A 15,191-nucleotide genomic window follows, 5' to 3' on the forward strand; every position below is an offset into this window, starting at 1 on the left:
GGCCGGTCACGCGAGAAGTGCGTCGAGGATGTGCCGGGCGGTCCCGGCCATCGCCGGCTTGCTGTCGACGTAGTAGGACAGCGCCACGATGGCCTGGCTGAGCGCCCATCCCCGGCGGGGTGGATCAGTGGCCGGTCTGGTCACCCGTTGGCGGCGAGCTGCCGGGCGGCCACCGCCGGGTCGAAGCCGTACGGCAGCTCCAGGCGGTGCCGGGCGAGCAGTTCGGTGTCGGCGAGAATCTCGGCGGTCGCCCCGTCGGCGACGATCCTGCCGGTGTCGAGAATCACCGACCGGTCGCAGAGTTCCAGCGCGTACGGCAGGTCGTGGGTCACCATCAGCAGGGTCACCGGCAGCCGGCGCAGGATGCCGGCCAACTCGCGCCGGGCCGCCGGGTCGAGGTTGGAGGAGGGCTCGTCGAGGACGAGGATCTCCGGACGCATCGCCAGCACGGTCGCCACCGCCACCCGGCGACGCTGGCCGAAGGAGAGGTGCTGGGGTGCCCGGTCCCGGTGCTCGGCCATCCCGACCGCGTCCAGCGCCTCGGTCACCCGCTCGGCCAGTTCGGCGCCGCGCAGGCCCAGGTTGGCCGGGCCGAACGCCACGTCCTCGGCGACGGTGGGCAGGAAGAGCTGGTCGTCCGGATCCTGGAAGACGATGCCGACCCGGCGGCGGATCTCGGCGAGGGTGGCCCGGTCCCGGTCCACCGTCAGCCCGCCGACGGTGACCGTGCCGTCACCGCCGGAGAGGATCCCGTTGAGGTGCAGCACCAGGGTCGTCTTGCCGGCGCCGTTCGGGCCGAGCAGGGCGATCCGCTGGCGGCGCGGCACGGTCAGGTCGACGCCGCGCAGCGCGACCTGCCCGTCCGGGTAACTGAACCGCACGCCGCGTACGTCCAGGGACGGCGGGTCGGCGGCGGACGGGCTCTGCACGTACCCGATCATCCCAGCACGACCGCGGCGGCGGCGATGCCGGTGGCGGCGAGCGGCACGGTCGCCGCCACCAGCCAGTGCCGGGCGGTGGCCGCGCCGGTGCCCAGCCAGACCGCCGGCATCCGGCCCTGGTAGCCCCGGGACACCATTGCCAGGTAGACCCGCTCGCCCCGCTCGAAGGCGCGCAGGAAGAGCGCACCGATGCCGGCGGCGAAGCCGCGCAACTGCCACACGAAACGGGGGTCGTCACCCCGGGAGATCCGCGCCACCCGCATCCGCCGCGCCTCGCCGACCAGGACGTCGAGGTAGCGCAGCATGAAGGCGGCGATCTGGGTGAGGATCTGCGGGCAGTGCAGCCGGTCCAGGCCGAGGATCAGGTCCCGCATCGTGGTGGTGCCGGCGAGCAGGAGCGAGGCGAGCACCCCGAGTGTGCCCTTGGCCAGGATGTTCCAGCCACCGTAGAGACCGTCGACGGAGAGTTCCACCCCCAGCCAGCTCACCCGCTCGCCGGTGCCGACGAAGGGCAGCGCGAAGGCGAACACGACGAACGGCAGCTCGATCAGCGAGCGGCTGGCGAGCCAGCGCAGCCCGATCCGAGCGACCGCCGCCACCAGCAGCACGAGCAGGAGATAGCCGCCGAAGGCCCAGAACGCCTCGCGGGGGGTGGCGACCACGGCGATGGTGAAGACCACCATCGCCGCGATCTTGACCTCGGGCGGCAGCCGGTGCACCGGTGACGTCCGGTCCCGGTAGAGCACGTGGGCGTGACCGGCTCCCATCGGCGAGCCTCGCTACCCGCTCCGGCCGCTGAGGCCGGCACTGTTGTCGATGGCGTCGTCGCCGCCGGTGCTGCTGCCGCCGGTGCTGCTGCCGCCGGTGCTGCTGCCGCCGGTGCTGCTGCCGCCGGTGCTGCTGCCGTCGCTTCCGCCGGCCGTGCCGGCGACCGGGTCGCCGGTCCCGCTCTCCGGCGTGTCGGTCGCGCGACGCCGGGCCAGCCAGAACAGGCCACCGCCGACGGCGAAGGTGACCAGCACACCGAGCACCCCGGCGAGCCCGGTCGACAGGTACGAGTTGTCGATTCCCCTGATCCCGTAGTCGGCGAGCGGCGAGTCGGCCAGTTCGTGGTCCCTGGTTTCCTGCGCCGGGCAGCTGCCGCCGGTGATGTTGTCGTCGGCGTCGAAGGTGCAGCCCTCGCGCAGCGACGAGTCCAGGCCGTCGGGATGGGCCGAGGCGAAGTTGCTGACCACCCCGGCCAGGATCAGCGCGACCAGCAGGCCGCCGAGGATGAAGACCCCGGTGCGCTTCGTCTTCCGGCTCGCTCCGATCGTCATCGGGCACCTCCGGTGAGCGGGAGTTGGCCGGCGGTGGAAAGCGGCCGCAGCGAGCGCAGGGCGTAGATCAGGTCGGGCCGCACCTTCGCCACGGTCATCACGGTGGTCGCGGTGATCAGGCCCTCGCCGATGCCGATCAGCAGGTGGGCTCCGGCCAGCGTTCCGGCCAGCGCGCCGAGGCCGCTGCCGAGGTCGGTGGTGCCGCCCAGCCAGTACTGCAGGACGAAGCCCTGCGAGGCGACCAGGACGCTGAGCACGGAGGCGACGAACGCGGTCGCCGCAAGCCCGCTCGCGGTCCGGGGCAGGATTCGCAGCAGGAGCACGATCAGCAGATACGCGACCGCGACCCCGATCAGCGCCATGTTGGTGATGTTGAGGCCGAGCATCGCCACGCCGCCGTCGCCGAAGATCAGCGACTGCACGATCAGCACCACCGCCACGCAGAGCGCCCCGACCCAGGGCCCGACCAGCATCGCGGCGAGGGCGCCGCCGAGCAGGTGACCGCTGACCGCTCCCGTGAAGATCGGGAAGTTGAGCATCTGCACGGCAAAGATGAAGGCCGCGACCAGTCCGGCCATCGGCGCCAGCCGGTCGTCCAGGTCCTGCCGGCTGCGGAACACGCAGAACGCGAGCGCCACCAGGGCCAACGCCCCGAACGCCGCGGCCACGGGACCGTTGATGATCCCGTTCGAGATGTGCATCGCCAGGTTGTCCACGCCACCTCCCTTGAATGCCGGCGCGGGATCCGCCCCGCCAGCCGGCCCAGCGTAGGAGCCGACTGTGGCTATTGCCAAGATTTTGCAAGAGCTGTACGCCAACCGCAATCTCCGGTCCACCTGGCGATAGGGTCATCGCCATGACCTCGCCAACCCGCCTCGCAGCCGGCGACCCCGCGCCCGACTTCGCGCTGCCCACCGACACCGGCGACACACTCTCGCTCAAGGATCTGCGCGGTCGCAAGGTCGTGCTCTACGCCTACCCCAGGGCGATGACGCCCGGCTGCACCACGCAGGCCTGCGACTTCCGGGACTCGCTCGCCTCGTTGCAGGCGGCCGGCTACGAGGTGGTCGGCATCTCCCCCGACTCCCCCGCCACCCTGGCGAAGTTCCGGGACCGCGACGCCATCACCTTCCCGCTGGTCGCCGACACCGACACGGCGGTACTCACCGCATACGGGGCGTACGGCGAGAAGCGGTCGTACGGGCGGACGATCACCGGGGTGATCCGGTCGACCTTCGTCATCGACGAGGAGGGCCGGATCGAACGGGCGCTCTACAACGTCAAGGCCACCGGGCACGTCGCCAAGCTTCGACGGGACCTCGGCCTGGACTGAACCCGTCGGCGGTCTAGACTTTGCGGCGAGCGGGAGTGGTGTAATGGCAGCCACGCAGGATTTAGGTTCCTGTGCCTTCGGGCGTAGGGGTTCGACTCCCCTCTCCCGCACAGCTCGGCGCGGTCGCCCCAACTCCGGCGCGGTCGGCCCAACTCAGCGCCGTCGGCCCGGCTCTGCGCCGTCGGCCCAACTCTGCGCCGTCGGCCCAACTCAGCGCCGTCGGCCCAACTCAGCGCCGTCGGCCCGGCTCAGCCTCCCGGCCGTGGCCCATAGACGGTGCCAACCGCGCCGCGGTCGACACCGCCGGCACCGCCCTGCCCGCCCCGCCGGGCTGCGCTGGGGCGGGGCGGGCAGGTGCTGTTAGCACCGTCACGCCCGGCGCGCGGGGCGGCGGGAGCACCGGACGCACGCGCGAGGATGGCCGGTGTGGGCATCCGCTTCGAACTCGATCCCCCGCTGACCACCGAGTTGCGTGACGAGATCGTCAACCTCTGGACGGCGGTGACCAACGCCGGAGGCGCGGTCGGGTTCGTCGGCCCGGTCACCGAGGAGGAGGTCCGGCCGCTCGCGCTCGCCGCACTCAGGGACGCGGCGCAGGGACCGGACCGGCTGCTGGTCGGCTATCACGGCGACGAGTTGGTGGCGCTGCTCTTCTTCACCGACAACCGGTTTCATCTCAAGGCACACTGGTGCGCGCTGAAGCGGGTGATGGTGCACCCGGACCGGCAGGGGCACGGCTTCGGCCGGACGCTGCTGCGTCACGCCGAGCAGTTGGCCCGGAAGGCCGGCTGGGAGGCGCTGCACCTGACCGTCCGGGATGGCCGGGGCGTGGAGGAGTTCTACCGCCGGCTCGGCTACCGGGAGGTCGGCCGGCTGCCCGGCGCGCTCCGGGTAGGGCCGGGCGACGACCGCGACGAGATCCAGATGTGGCTGTCGCTTACCTGATCCAGGTGCAGCCGGCCCGGGCGGTACGTCGGGGCGGGCCGGCGCGCGCGGGGATCAGTCGCAGCCGACCGGAACCGAAGCGCCGGCCGCTCCCGCCACCGGCTTTCCGGAGGCGTCCCTCCCGGTCGGCGTACCCGTCCCCGGGGTGTCTGGCGACGGCGTCGCGGATGCGCTCGGGGCGGCGGTGGCACCGGCACTCAGGTTCGGCGGAGCCGACGGGGTCGGCGTGCCGGCACCCGCCGGAGTGGTGTCGTACATCCGTACCGTGCTCCGCTGCACCAGGCGGGGCGTCAGCCGGATCCCGGTGGCGACCGCCTCGTGTCCGTGGACGTCGACGACCCGGATCGAGTACGGCCCCCTGCCGAGTCCGCCGTCGACGACCCAGTAGTTGTCGGACCCGCGCTTCGCCGCCCGCCAGCCCCCACCCGCACTCTTCGCCGCCAGCGACTTCACGGGGTTTCCGTGGTCACCCACCTGCACCGCGAACCAGTACTGCGACACGCCACCCTTGAGCCGGAAGGTGAGCGGGCCGGGCAACGGCGGGTCGACCACCGCCCGGTAGCGCACCGGGACGATCCCCTGCGACAGGTCGGCGATCTTCGCGAACGCCTGCCGGGAAAGGTCGATCTTGCCACCCGTGCAGCCCGCGCAGCGGTCCAGCACCATCACCCGTACGGTGCCCTTCGGGCCGGTCACGTCGAGGAAACTGCCGCAGGCGGCCGAGCCGGCGTACTGGGCGGAACCGAGCGCCACGTAGAGCCGGTTGGCCGGCGGACCGGGCAGCGAACAGTTCCCGCCAGAGTTCCCGCCGTCGTAGTGCGACGCCTTTCCCTTGTAGACGGTCCCGTCGGCCGGTGGCGCGACCAGGTCCACCGGCGGTCCGGCGAGCCCGGCGCAGGCGGCCGAGTCGGAGAACTGCCAGACGAGCACGAGCCCGAGGAGGGCGGCGAGCACCGCCGCGGACCCGCCCGCCAGCCATCGGCCCGCTGGTCGCCGACGCAGGAGCCGGCCGCCGCGCGGTCGCCGGCTCCCGTGGTCGTCGGCCGCCGGGGAAGCCGCCGGAACACTTTCGTCGCTGCTTCCGGGATGGGGTGCCTCGATCACCCGGGGGATGTTGCCCGAGCCGTCGCGCCTTCCGCAAGATCGGCGAACCGCCTCCGACCCGGCACGGCCGGGAAGCACGGCGGGCAGCACGGCCGGGAAGCACGGCCGGGAAGCACGGCGGGCAGCACGGCCGGGCAGGATCAGGACAGCAGTTCCACCGGGTCACCCACGGTCAGCGTGCCGACCGGACCGGACGACCTGAGCGCCGGCACCGGCACCGGCGCCGGCACCGGCACCGGCACCGGCACGAGGTTCTGACCGAAGACGAGTTGCCGGTTGATCCGCCGGTACGCCGCCAGGGTGCGCAGTGGCTCGCGGCCGCGTACCCCGGTCTCCTGGTCCGTCGTGGTGACCAGGCAGCGGCCGCACGGCTTCGCCACCCGGAACGTCACCGGGCCGATCCGGAGCCGGCGGCCGATCCAGTCGTCCTCGGCCCACGGTGCCGCTCCCCCGACCACCACGTTCGGGCGGAACCGGGTCATCGGCAGCGGCGCCTCGATGTTGCCCGACTCGAGCAGCGCGGCATTGAGCGCGTCCAGGGACGCGCGGTTGGTGAGCAGCAGGGGATAGCCGTCGGCGAAGCTCACCCGTTCGGCCGGGTCGGCGAGGTGGGTGTCCGGGATCGGGCGCGCGGTCGGGTCGCCGAGCCAGACCAGCCGGATCTTGCGGTCGAGCAGTCGGGAGAGCCAGTCGTCGGCCGCCGGACCCGCCAGCCGGCCCGGGGCGGGGGGCAGGTTCGACAGCACCCGTACGGCGACCGGGTCGCCGTCGACCGGCTCGGCCACCTCGAGTTCCGGCCGACCGGCGGCGCGCAGCAGCAGCGTGCCCGGGTGGAGTTCCGGCCGGATGGCGACCAGGCCGGTCGCCTGACGCTGGGTGACCCCGGTCCCGTCCTCGTCCACGATCATCCAGCGCCGGTCGCCGGCCAGGCCCCACGGCTCGACCCGGGCCTCGTCGAGGTCGAGCCGGTAACAGCTCTTGACCGGGTACGTGTGGAGCGAGACCAGCCGCATGTCGTTCACGATGCCACAGCGGCCACCGGTCGATCTCCAGCGCTCGCGGCTGACCGTGGTCGGCAAAGCTCCAGCCGGAAGCGCCAACCCGTTCGTGGTGTCCCATTGCCCCCTGAAATGTTTTATGCATACAGTCTTGTTGTGAATGACAGCGCTGTCATCGCGGCACCGTCGACGGACCGCGTGCTCGACCTCTTCCAGGGCATCCGGCTGACGCCGACCCAACGCCGGATCGCGCACAGCCTGGTCCAGCATGCCGCCTCCGCCGCCTATCTCTCCGCGGCCGAGGTCGCCGAACTGGCCAAGGTCAGCCAGCCCTCGGTGACCCGGTTCGCCATGGCACTCGGCTACGACGGCTACCCGGCGCTGCGCCGCCGACTGCGGGAGATCGCCGCCTCCGGCTACGGCCGCCCCGACCTGGCCGCCCCGACCGGCAACGAGATGCAGCGGGCGATCCGCGCCGAGGCCGACAACCTGGACCGGCTCGCCGAGCAACTCGCCGACCGGGACGGGGTGACCGCCGCCGGGACGATGTTGGCCGGCAGTCGGCCGCTGGTCGTCCTCGGACTGCGCGCCGCCGCCCCGCTGGCCGGATACTTCGCGTACTTCGCGGCGAAGGTGCATCCGGACGTGCGGGTCCTCGACTCCGGCGGGACGCTGCTGACCGACCGGCTGGAGCAGGCACGGGCAGCCGGCGCGGGCGCGCTGCTCGGCATCGTGCTGCCCCGCTACCCCCGGGAGTCCCTGGACGCGCTCCGGGACGCCCGGGAGGCGGGGATGTCGGTCGTGGTGATCACCGACTCGGCGGTCAGCCCAGCCGCCGAGTACGCCGACATCGTCCTGCCGGCCGCGGTCGGCGCACAGCTCGTCTTCGACCTGCACGCCGCACCGATGGCCCTGTCGATGGTGCTGCTCCAGGCGATCTGCGACGCCGCGCCCGCCGACGCGCAGCGTCGCCTGGAGGAGTTCGAGCAGTCCGCCGCCCGCCGCCAGTTGTTCGTCGTGTGACCGCCCCGGCGCGAACCGACGTCCAGGACCACAGCACACCGCCGTCGCACCCGATCGGCAGCACAGCACACCGCCGTCGCCCCGTTCCACCGCAGGAGGAGTCACCATGCCCGAGCCGATCCGCGCCGCCCGTGGCAGTACCCGGACCGCCGCCGGGTGGCCCCAGGAGGCGGCGCTGCGGATGCTGATGAACAACCTCGATCCTGAGGTGGCGGAGCGCCCCGACGACCTGGTCGTCTACGGCGGGACCGGGCGGGCGGCCCGGGACTGGCCGTCCTACCACGCGCTGGTCCGGACGCTCCGGACCCTCGCCGACGACGAGACCATGCTGGTGCAGTCGGGCCGTCCGGTCGGCGTGCTGCGGACCCACGAGTGGGCGCCCCGGGTGCTGATCGCCAACTCCAACCTGGTCGGGGACTGGGCCACCTGGCCGGAGTTCCGCCGTCTCGAACAGCTCGGCCTGACCATGTACGGCCAGATGACCGCCGGTTCCTGGATCTACATAGGCACCCAGGGCATCCTCCAGGGCACCTACGAGACCTTCGCCGCCGTCGCCGCCAAGCTCGCCGCCAAGCTCGCCGCCAAGCCCGCCACCAAGCCCGCCGCCGGGCGAACCGCCGCCGACACCGACCGGCAGGACGAGGGTGCCGGCTCAGGCATTCGCACGGGCGACGGCTCGCTCGCCGGCACGCTGACGCTGACCGCCGGCTGCGGCGGCATGGGCGGGGCGCAGCCGCTCGCGGTGACGATGAACGGCGGCGCCTGCCTGATCGTCGACGTCGCCCCGGAGCGGCTGGCCCGCCGGGTGCGTACCCGCTATCTCGACACCGTCGCCGACTCCCTGGACGCCGCCCTCGACCAGGTCCTCGCGGCGAAGCGGGACCGCCGGCCGCTCTCGGTCGGCGTGGTCGGCAACGCCGCCACCGTATTCCCGGAACTGCTCCGCCGCGGTGTCGATATCGACATCGTCACCGACCAGACCAGCGCGCACGACCCGCTCTCGTACGTCCCCGACGGCGTGGAGCTGGCCGACGCCGCCGAGCTGGCCCGGAGCAAGCCGGCCGAGTACACCGAACGGGCCCGGGCCGCGATGGTGAGACACGTCGCCGCGATGGTCGGCTTCCAGGACGGCGGCGCCGAGGTCTTCGACTACGGCAACTCGATCCGGGGCGAGGCACAGCTCGGCGGGTACGAGCGGGCGTTCGCCTTCCCCGGCTTCGTGCCGGCGTACATCCGGCCGCTCTTCAGCCAGGGCAGGGGGCCGTTCCGCTGGGCGGCGCTCAGCGGTGACCCGGCCGACATCGCCGCCACCGACCGGGCCGTCCTCGACCTCTTTCCCGAGAACGAGTCGCTGGCCAGGTGGATCCGGCTGGCCGGCGAACGGGTCGCCTTCCAGGGCCTGCCGGCCCGGATCTGCTGGCTCGGCCACGGCGAGCGCGACCGGGCCGGCCTCCGCTTCAACGACATGGTGGCCAGCGGCGAACTACGCGCCCCGATCGTCATCGGTCGGGACCATCTCGACGCCGGCTCGGTCGCCTCCCCCTACCGGGAGACCGAGGCGATGGCCGACGGCTCCGACGCGATCGCCGACTGGCCACTGCTCAACGCCCTGGTCAACACCGCCAGCGGGGCGTCCTGGGTGAGCATCCACCACGGCGGCGGGGTCGGCATCGGCCGCTCCATCCACGCCGGGCAGGTCAGCGTCGCCGACGGCACCCCGCTGGCCCGCCAGAAACTCGAACGTGTCCTGGCCAACGACCCGGCGACCGGCGTACTCCGGCACGTCGACGCCGGCTACCCGGAGGCCACCGAGACCGCCGCCCGCAACGCCCTCCGCGTTCCGATGGCCGAGGCGTGAGGAGGGGCCCCGTGTTATCGGATTCTGTTGTAGAAGGGCCCCCTCCTTTCACCCGGCTCTGGGCGGAGATCGTGGGGGTGGGGCGGGACGCGGGCAGCGGCGGTTACCTGCGGTACGGCTTCGGCGGGGCGGTACGGGAGTTGGAGCGGTGGTTCCGGGGCGTGGCGACGGCGGACGGGGCGCACACCGTCGAGGCGGACGGCAACGGCAACCTCTTCGCCTGGTACGGGCCGCCGCCGGAGCGGGGCGACGCCGTGCTGCTCGGCAGCCACTTCGACTCGGTGCCGCACGGCGGCGGCTACGACGGCCCGCTCGGCATCGTCAGCGCGCTGCTGGCGGTGCGGATGCTACGCGAGAGCGGCCGGGAGTTCCGCCGGCCGGTCGGGGTGGTGGCGTTCGCCGAGGAGGAGGGTTCGCGGTTCGGCGTACCGTGCCTGGGATCCCGGCTGCTCAGCGGTGCGCTCGACCCGGATCGGGCGGCGGGGCTGGTCGACCGGGACGGCACCACACTGGCCGAGGCGATGGGCCGCCGCCCGGCCGGGGCCCGGCCTGAGCTGCTGAGCCGGATCGGCGTCTTCGTCGAGCTGCACATCGAGCAGGGGCGGGCACTGGTCGACCTGGCCGCGCCGGTCGGCATCGCCAGCGGGATCTGGCCGCACGGCCGCTGGCTGCTGGACTTCGCGGGCGAGGCGAACCACGCCGGCACCACTCGGATGGCCGACCGCCGCGACCCGATGCTGACCTACGCCTTCACGGTGCTGGCCGCGAACAAGGAGGCCCGGCTGCGCGGGGCGCACGCCACGATCGGCCGGGTCGAGGTGGAGCCGAACGCCACGAACGCGATCCCGGCCCGGGTCCGCGGCTGGCTCGACGCCCGGGCCGCCGACGCCGCCACCCTGGAGGCCCTGGTCGAGGCGGTACGCGCCAAGGCCGCCGACCGGGCCGTCCGGGACGGTACGACCCTCGACCTCGTCCGCGAGTCGCTGAGCCCGCCCGTCGAGTTCGACGGCGGACTCGTCACCGCGTTCCGCCGGGTTCTCGCCGACGGGGTGCCGGTGCTGCCGACCGCCGCCGGGCACGACGCCGGGATCCTGGCCGCACACGTGCCGACCGCGATGCTCTTCGTGCGGAACCCGACCGGTGTGTCGCACTCACCCGCCGAGTCGGCGTCGGACGACGACTGCGCCGAGGGTGTACGCCGGTTGGCAGACCTCCTCACCGAACTGGCCGCCGCCGGATGAGCACCCCCGACCCGAGCCGGACCGCCCCCGACCCGAGCACGACCGCCCCCGACGGGAGCACGACCGCCCCCGACGGCCGGAGCACGACCGCCCCCGACGGGAGCACGACCGCCCCCGACGGCCGGAGCACGACCGCTCCCGCCCGGCCCGGCCAGCCGCGGACCTGGTACCACGCCGAGTACGCCTGGCTGCCGGACCGTCCCAAGCCGGACGCCGACGTGCTGATCGAGCTGGCCCGCGGCCGGTTCACCGAGGTCACGCCCGGGGTGGCGGTGCCGCCGCCGGAATCCCGGCGGCTGTCCGGGCTGACCCTGCCGGGGCTGGCCAACGCCCATTCGCATGCCTTCCACCGGGCGCTGCGCGGGCGCAGCCAGGGCGGCCGGGGCGACTTCTGGGACTGGCGTCGGACGATGTACGCCGTCGCCGCCCGACTCGACCCGGAGAGCTATCTCGCACTGGCCCGGGCGACGTACGCCGAGATGGCGCTCGCCGGGATCACCTGTGTCGGCGAGTTCCACTACCTGCACCACGCTCCCGAGGGCGTCCGGTACGCCGACCCGAACGCCATGTCGGCGGCGCTGGTGGAGGCCGCCGCCCAGGCCGGGATCCGGCTGACCCTGCTGGACACCTGCTACCTGACGGCGAGCGTGCACGGCGAGCCGCTGACCGGGCCGCAACTGCGGTTCGGTGACGGTGACGCCGCGCGCTGGGCCGAGCGGGCCGCCTCCTTCGCCCCGGCCGGCCCGCACGCCCGGGTCGGGGCGGCGATCCACTCGGTGCGGGCGGTACCGGCCGACCAACTCGCCGAGGTGGCCGGCTGGGCCGCCGGGCGGGGTGCCCCGCTGCACGTACACCTCTCCGAGCAGCCGGCGGAGAACGAAGCCTGCCTGGCGTACCACGGGACGACCCCGACCGGGCTGCTGGCCGGCGCGGGCGCGCTCGGTCCGGGCACGACGGCGGTACACGCCACCCATCTGACCGACGCCGACCGGGCGGCGCTCGGCGTCAGTGGCACCGGGGTCTGCCTCTGCCCGACCACCGAGCGGGACCTGGCCGACGGGATCGGGCCGGCCCGGGAACTGGCCGACGCCGGCAGTCCGATCAGCCTCGGCAGCGACAGCCACGCCGTGGTCGACCTCTTCGAGGAGACGCGGGCGATGGAGCTGGACGCCCGGCTGTCGACCCTGGCCCGGGGCCACTTCGCCCCGGCGGAGCTGCTGCGCGCCGCGACCGCCACCGGGCACGCGGCGCTGGGCTGGCCGGACGCCGGGCGGCTGGCGCCGGGTGGGCGGGCCGACCTGGTCACGGTTCGGCTGGACAGTGCCCGTACCGCCGGGGTGCCGCCGGCCGGCCTCTTCTTCGCGGCCGGGGCGGCGGACGTCACCGACGTGCTTGTCGACGGCCGGGAGGTGGTCCGGGACGGTCGGCACGGCACGCTCGACGTGCCGGCCGAGCTGACGGCGGCGATCCGGGCGGTGACGGGATGAGGATGGCGGCGATCCGGGCGGTGACGGCGTGAGGATGGCGGCATGAACCTGCTGATCGACAACATCGGCGAGCTGGTGACCAACGTTGCCGGGCTCGGCGAGGGCGGTCCGCTCGGCATCCGCCGCAAGGCAGCGCTGCTGGTCGAGGAGGGCGAGGTTGCCTGGATCGGCCCGGCGCGCTACGCGCCCGCCGCCGACCGGCGGATCGACGCCGGGGGCGCCGCGGTGCTGCCCGGCTTCGTGGACAGCCACTCGCACCTGGTCTTCGCCGGTGACCGGGCGGCCGAGTTCGCCGCCCGGATGGCCGGCGAACCGTACACCGGCGGCGGGATCCGGACCACGGTCGCCGCCACCCGGGCCGCCGGCGACGACCGGCTCCGCGACACCGTCGAGCGGCTGCGCACCGAGGCGCTGCGGCAGGGCAGCACCACGATCGAGATCAAGAGTGGGTACGGGCTCAGCGTCGCCGACGAGGCCCGCGCGCTGCGGATCGCCGCCGAGTTCACCGCCGAGACGACATTCCTCGGCGCCCACGTCGTGCCGCCGGAGTACGCCGACCGCCCCGACGACTACGTGGGACTGGTCTGCGGGCCGATGCTCCGGGCCGCGCTGCCGTACGCGAGGTGGATCGACGTCTTCTGCGAGCGGGGCGCCTTCGACGCCGACCATGCTCGGGCGATCCTCACCGTCGGCCAGGCCGCCGGGCTCGGCGTGCGGGTGCACGCCAACCAGCTCGGCCCGGGGCCGGGGGTGCAGCTCGGGGTGGAACTCGGGGCGGCCAGTGTCGACCACTGCACGCATCTGTCCGATCTGGACGTCGACGCGCTCGCCATGTCGGAGACGGTGGCGACGCTACTGCCCGGGGCGGAGTTCTCCACCCGGTCGACCTATCCGGACGCGCGACGCCTGCTCGACGCCCGGGTGACCGTGGCGCTGGCCACCGACTGCAACCCCGGGTCGTCGTACACCTCGTCGATGCCGTTCTGCGTCGCGCTCGCCGTCCGGGAGATGGGGATGACCCCGGCGGAGGCGGTCTGGGCGGCGACCGCCGGTGGCGCCCGCGCGCTGCGCCGCGACGACGCCGGGGTGCTCCGGCCGGGGGTGCCGGCCGATCTGATCCTCCTCGACGCCCCCTCGTATCTGCACCTGGCCTACCGGCCGGGGGTTCCACTGGTCCGCGAGGTCCTGCACAACGGAGTACCGCAATGTCTACCGTGACCCGTCCCGTCGTCACCGTCACCCCGACCGGGATCTCCCCGGCCGACGTGCTGGCGGTCGCCCGTGGCACCGCCACCGTCGCCCTCGATCCGTCCACCGTGGACACCATGGCGGCCAGCCGGGCGATCGTGGACCGGATCGAGCAGACCGGCCGCCCGGTCTACGGCGTCTCGACCGGCTTCGGCGCGCTGGCCACCACCTTCGTCGCGCCGGAGCGGCGGGCCGAGTTGCAGCACGCGCTGATCCGCTCGCACGCCGCCGGGGTCGGCGCGCCGATGCCCCGCGAGGTGGTCCGGGCGATGATGCTGCTGCGGATCCGCTCGCTGGCGCTGGGCCACTCCGGGGTACGCCCCGAGCTGGTCCGGGCCCTGGTTGACCTGCTCGACGCCGACATCACCCCGTGGGTGCCGGAGCACGGCTCGCTCGGTGCCTCCGGCGACCTCGCCCCGCTGGCGCACTGCGCGCTGGTGCTGCTCGGCGAGGGCTGGGTGGTCGGCCCGGCGGGCGACCGCCAGGAGGCCGGGGCGGCGCTGCGGGCCGCCGGACTGCGCCCGGTCACCCTCGCCGCCAAGGAGGGGCTGGCGCTGGTCAACGGCACCGACGGCATGCTCGGGATGCTGCTGCTGGCGATCGCCGACGCCCGCCACCTCTTCGCGATGGCGGACGTGACGGCGGCGCTGGCGATCGAGGCGATGCTCGGCTCGGAGCGGCCGTTCCTGCCCGAGTTGCACGCGATCCGGCCACATCCGGGGCAGGCGGTCTCGGCGGCCAACATCCACCGGCTGTTGCAGCAGTCGTCCATCATGGACTCTCATCGGGACGACCTGTCACACGCGGTGCAGGACGCGTACTCGATGCGCTGCGCGCCGCAGGTCGCCGGGGCGGCCCGGGACACCCTCGACTTCGTCGAGCAGGTGGCCGCGCGAGAACTCCGCTCGGTGGTGGACAACCCGGTGGTGCTGCCGGACGGCCGGGTCGAGTCGACAGGCAACTTCCACGGCGCGCCGCTCGGCTTCGCCGCCGACTTCCTGGCCATCGCCGCCGCCGAGGTCGGGGCGATCGCCGAGCGCCGGGTGGACCGGCTGCTCGACGTCACCCGCTCCCGGGAGCTGCCGGCGTTCCTCTCCCCCGACGCCGGGGTCAACTCCGGGCTGATGATCGCCCAGTACACCGCCGCCGGCATCGTCGCGGAGAACCGGCGGCTCGCCGCACCCGCCTCGGTCGACTCGCTGCCGACCAGCGGGATGCAGGAGGACCACGTCTCGATGGGCTGGGCGGCCGCCAGGAAGCTGCGTACGGTGCTGGACAACCTGACCAGCCTGCTCGCGGTGGAGCTGCTGGCCGGCGTACGCGGGTTGCAGTTGCGGGCCCCGCTCACCCCCTCCCCCGCCGGGCGGGCGGCGCTGGCCGCGCTGGCGGAGGTGGCCGGCGATCCGGGGCCGGACATCTTCCTCGCCCCGGTGATCGAGGCCGCCCGGGCGGTGGTCGCCGGGCCCGACCTGCGCGACGCGATCGAGGCCGAGATCGGCCCGCTGGGCTAGTCAGGCTTCCGGTCGGCGGAGCGCGGGCAGAGACCGCCCGGAGACCGTGCGGGGGCCCGCTGATCCCGCTCGTCTCACTGATTCGGCTCGCCCGCTACGGGCGGTAACCGCAAATCCCGGAGCGGCGCGCGTCCGGCGTGGTACGACTGCTTCGGCGGCGGCTGGCGGCCGTACGCGCAGGTC

The 15,191-nt window shown here is 73.8% G+C and carries 14 protein-coding genes, 1 tRNA gene and 1 pseudogene; 9 read left to right on the top strand and 7 right to left on the bottom strand.

Going from position 1 to position 15,191, the window contains the following annotated elements; genetic code table 11:
* Positions 1–6: 6 nt before the first annotated feature.
* From ACN28C_RS31760 to ACN28C_RS31780, 5 genes and pseudogenes are all read right to left on the bottom strand, one after another.
* The gene (locus tag ACN28C_RS31760; protein WP_422771164.1) at positions 7–144 is read right to left on the bottom strand and encodes a hypothetical protein; all 138 of its coding nucleotides are present in this window, start codon (positions 142–144) and stop codon (positions 7–9) included.
* Complete coding sequence (locus ACN28C_RS31765) at positions 141–941, bottom strand: energy-coupling factor ABC transporter ATP-binding protein (protein WP_422771165.1); 801 nt, start codon at positions 939–941, stop codon at positions 141–143. Before ACN28C_RS31765 ends, ACN28C_RS31760 begins: the two co-directional genes overlap by 4 nt.
* Positions 938–1,708 (bottom strand): cobalt ECF transporter T component CbiQ, encoded by a 771-nt coding sequence (gene cbiQ, locus ACN28C_RS31770; RefSeq protein ID WP_422771166.1) that lies wholly within the window; start codon positions 1,706–1,708, stop codon positions 938–940. The genes ACN28C_RS31765 and cbiQ overlap by 4 nt, the downstream gene beginning before the upstream one ends.
* Before the next feature lie 159 nt (positions 1,709–1,867).
* Positions 1,868–2,260, bottom strand: a pseudogene (locus tag ACN28C_RS31775) (PDGLE domain-containing protein); the annotation flags it as partial.
* Entirely contained in the window at positions 2,257–2,976 is a 720-nt protein-coding gene (locus ACN28C_RS31780) for an energy-coupling factor ABC transporter permease (RefSeq protein ID WP_422771167.1), read from the bottom strand. The pseudogene ACN28C_RS31775 and the gene ACN28C_RS31780, both read right to left, overlap by 4 nt.
* A gap of 140 nt (positions 2,977–3,116) precedes the next feature.
* On the opposite strand from ACN28C_RS31780, the gene bcp reads away from it, so the two are divergent.
* The 3 genes from bcp to ACN28C_RS31795 all read left to right on the top strand — a co-directional run bounded on the left by bcp (position 3,117) and on the right by ACN28C_RS31795 (position 4,538).
* Complete coding sequence (bcp, locus tag ACN28C_RS31785) at positions 3,117–3,593, top strand: thioredoxin-dependent thiol peroxidase (RefSeq protein WP_422771168.1); 477 nt, start codon at positions 3,117–3,119, stop codon at positions 3,591–3,593.
* A 29-nt stretch (positions 3,594–3,622) separates the two neighbouring features.
* Positions 3,623–3,703: transfer RNA gene (locus ACN28C_RS31790), tRNA-Leu, on the top strand.
* A gap of 316 nt (positions 3,704–4,019) precedes the next feature.
* Positions 4,020–4,538 (top strand): GNAT family N-acetyltransferase, encoded by a 519-nt coding sequence (locus tag ACN28C_RS31795; RefSeq protein WP_422771169.1) that lies wholly within the window; start codon positions 4,020–4,022, stop codon positions 4,536–4,538.
* Positions 4,539–4,592: 54 nt separating this feature from the next.
* Here the strand turns inward: ACN28C_RS31795 and ACN28C_RS31800 are convergent, their stop codons facing one another.
* Together ACN28C_RS31800 and ACN28C_RS31805 are read right to left on the bottom strand one after the other, a co-directional pair.
* Entirely contained in the window at positions 4,593–5,492 is a 900-nt protein-coding gene (locus ACN28C_RS31800) for an expansin EXLX1 family cellulose-binding protein (protein WP_422771170.1), read from the bottom strand.
* Between the two features lie 290 nt (positions 5,493–5,782).
* Positions 5,783–6,655, bottom strand: a complete 873-nt coding sequence (locus tag ACN28C_RS31805) for an MOSC domain-containing protein (RefSeq protein WP_422771171.1) — start codon at positions 6,653–6,655, stop codon at positions 5,783–5,785.
* Between the two features lie 141 nt (positions 6,656–6,796).
* Here ACN28C_RS31805 and ACN28C_RS31810 point away from each other — a divergent pair, with 141 nt between their 5' ends.
* The 6 genes from ACN28C_RS31810 (at position 6,797) to hutH (ending at position 15,008) form a co-directional block, all read left to right on the top strand.
* Positions 6,797–7,663 carry a MurR/RpiR family transcriptional regulator gene (locus tag ACN28C_RS31810; RefSeq protein ID WP_422771172.1) on the top strand — a complete coding sequence of 289 codons (867 nt, stop codon included), beginning with the start codon at positions 6,797–6,799 and terminating at the stop codon, positions 7,661–7,663.
* A gap of 106 nt (positions 7,664–7,769) precedes the next feature.
* Positions 7,770–9,521, top strand: coding sequence for a urocanate hydratase (hutU, locus tag ACN28C_RS31815; protein ID WP_422771173.1), 1,752 nt, complete (start codon positions 7,770–7,772; stop codon positions 9,519–9,521).
* 11 nt (positions 9,522–9,532) lie between these two features.
* Complete coding sequence (locus tag ACN28C_RS31820) at positions 9,533–10,762, top strand: allantoate amidohydrolase (protein ID WP_422771174.1); 1,230 nt, start codon at positions 9,533–9,535, stop codon at positions 10,760–10,762.
* Positions 10,759–12,249 carry a formimidoylglutamate deiminase gene (locus ACN28C_RS31825; protein ID WP_422771175.1) on the top strand — a complete coding sequence of 497 codons (1,491 nt, stop codon included), beginning with the start codon at positions 10,759–10,761 and terminating at the stop codon, positions 12,247–12,249. Before ACN28C_RS31820 ends, ACN28C_RS31825 begins: the two co-directional genes overlap by 4 nt.
* A gap of 42 nt (positions 12,250–12,291) precedes the next feature.
* Positions 12,292–13,467 carry an imidazolonepropionase gene (gene hutI / locus ACN28C_RS31830; protein WP_422771176.1) on the top strand — a complete coding sequence of 392 codons (1,176 nt, stop codon included), beginning with the start codon at positions 12,292–12,294 and terminating at the stop codon, positions 13,465–13,467.
* Positions 13,455–15,008: a histidine ammonia-lyase gene (gene hutH, locus ACN28C_RS31835; protein ID WP_422771177.1), complete on the top strand. Its 1,554-nt coding sequence runs from the start codon at positions 13,455–13,457 to the stop codon at positions 15,006–15,008. The genes hutI and hutH overlap by 13 nt, the downstream gene beginning before the upstream one ends.
* Positions 15,009–15,191: the final 183 nt, after the last annotated feature.

It is taken from the genome of Plantactinospora sp. WMMC1484 (assembly GCF_049315195.1).
Classification (GTDB): domain Bacteria; phylum Actinomycetota; class Actinomycetes; order Mycobacteriales; family Micromonosporaceae; genus Plantactinospora.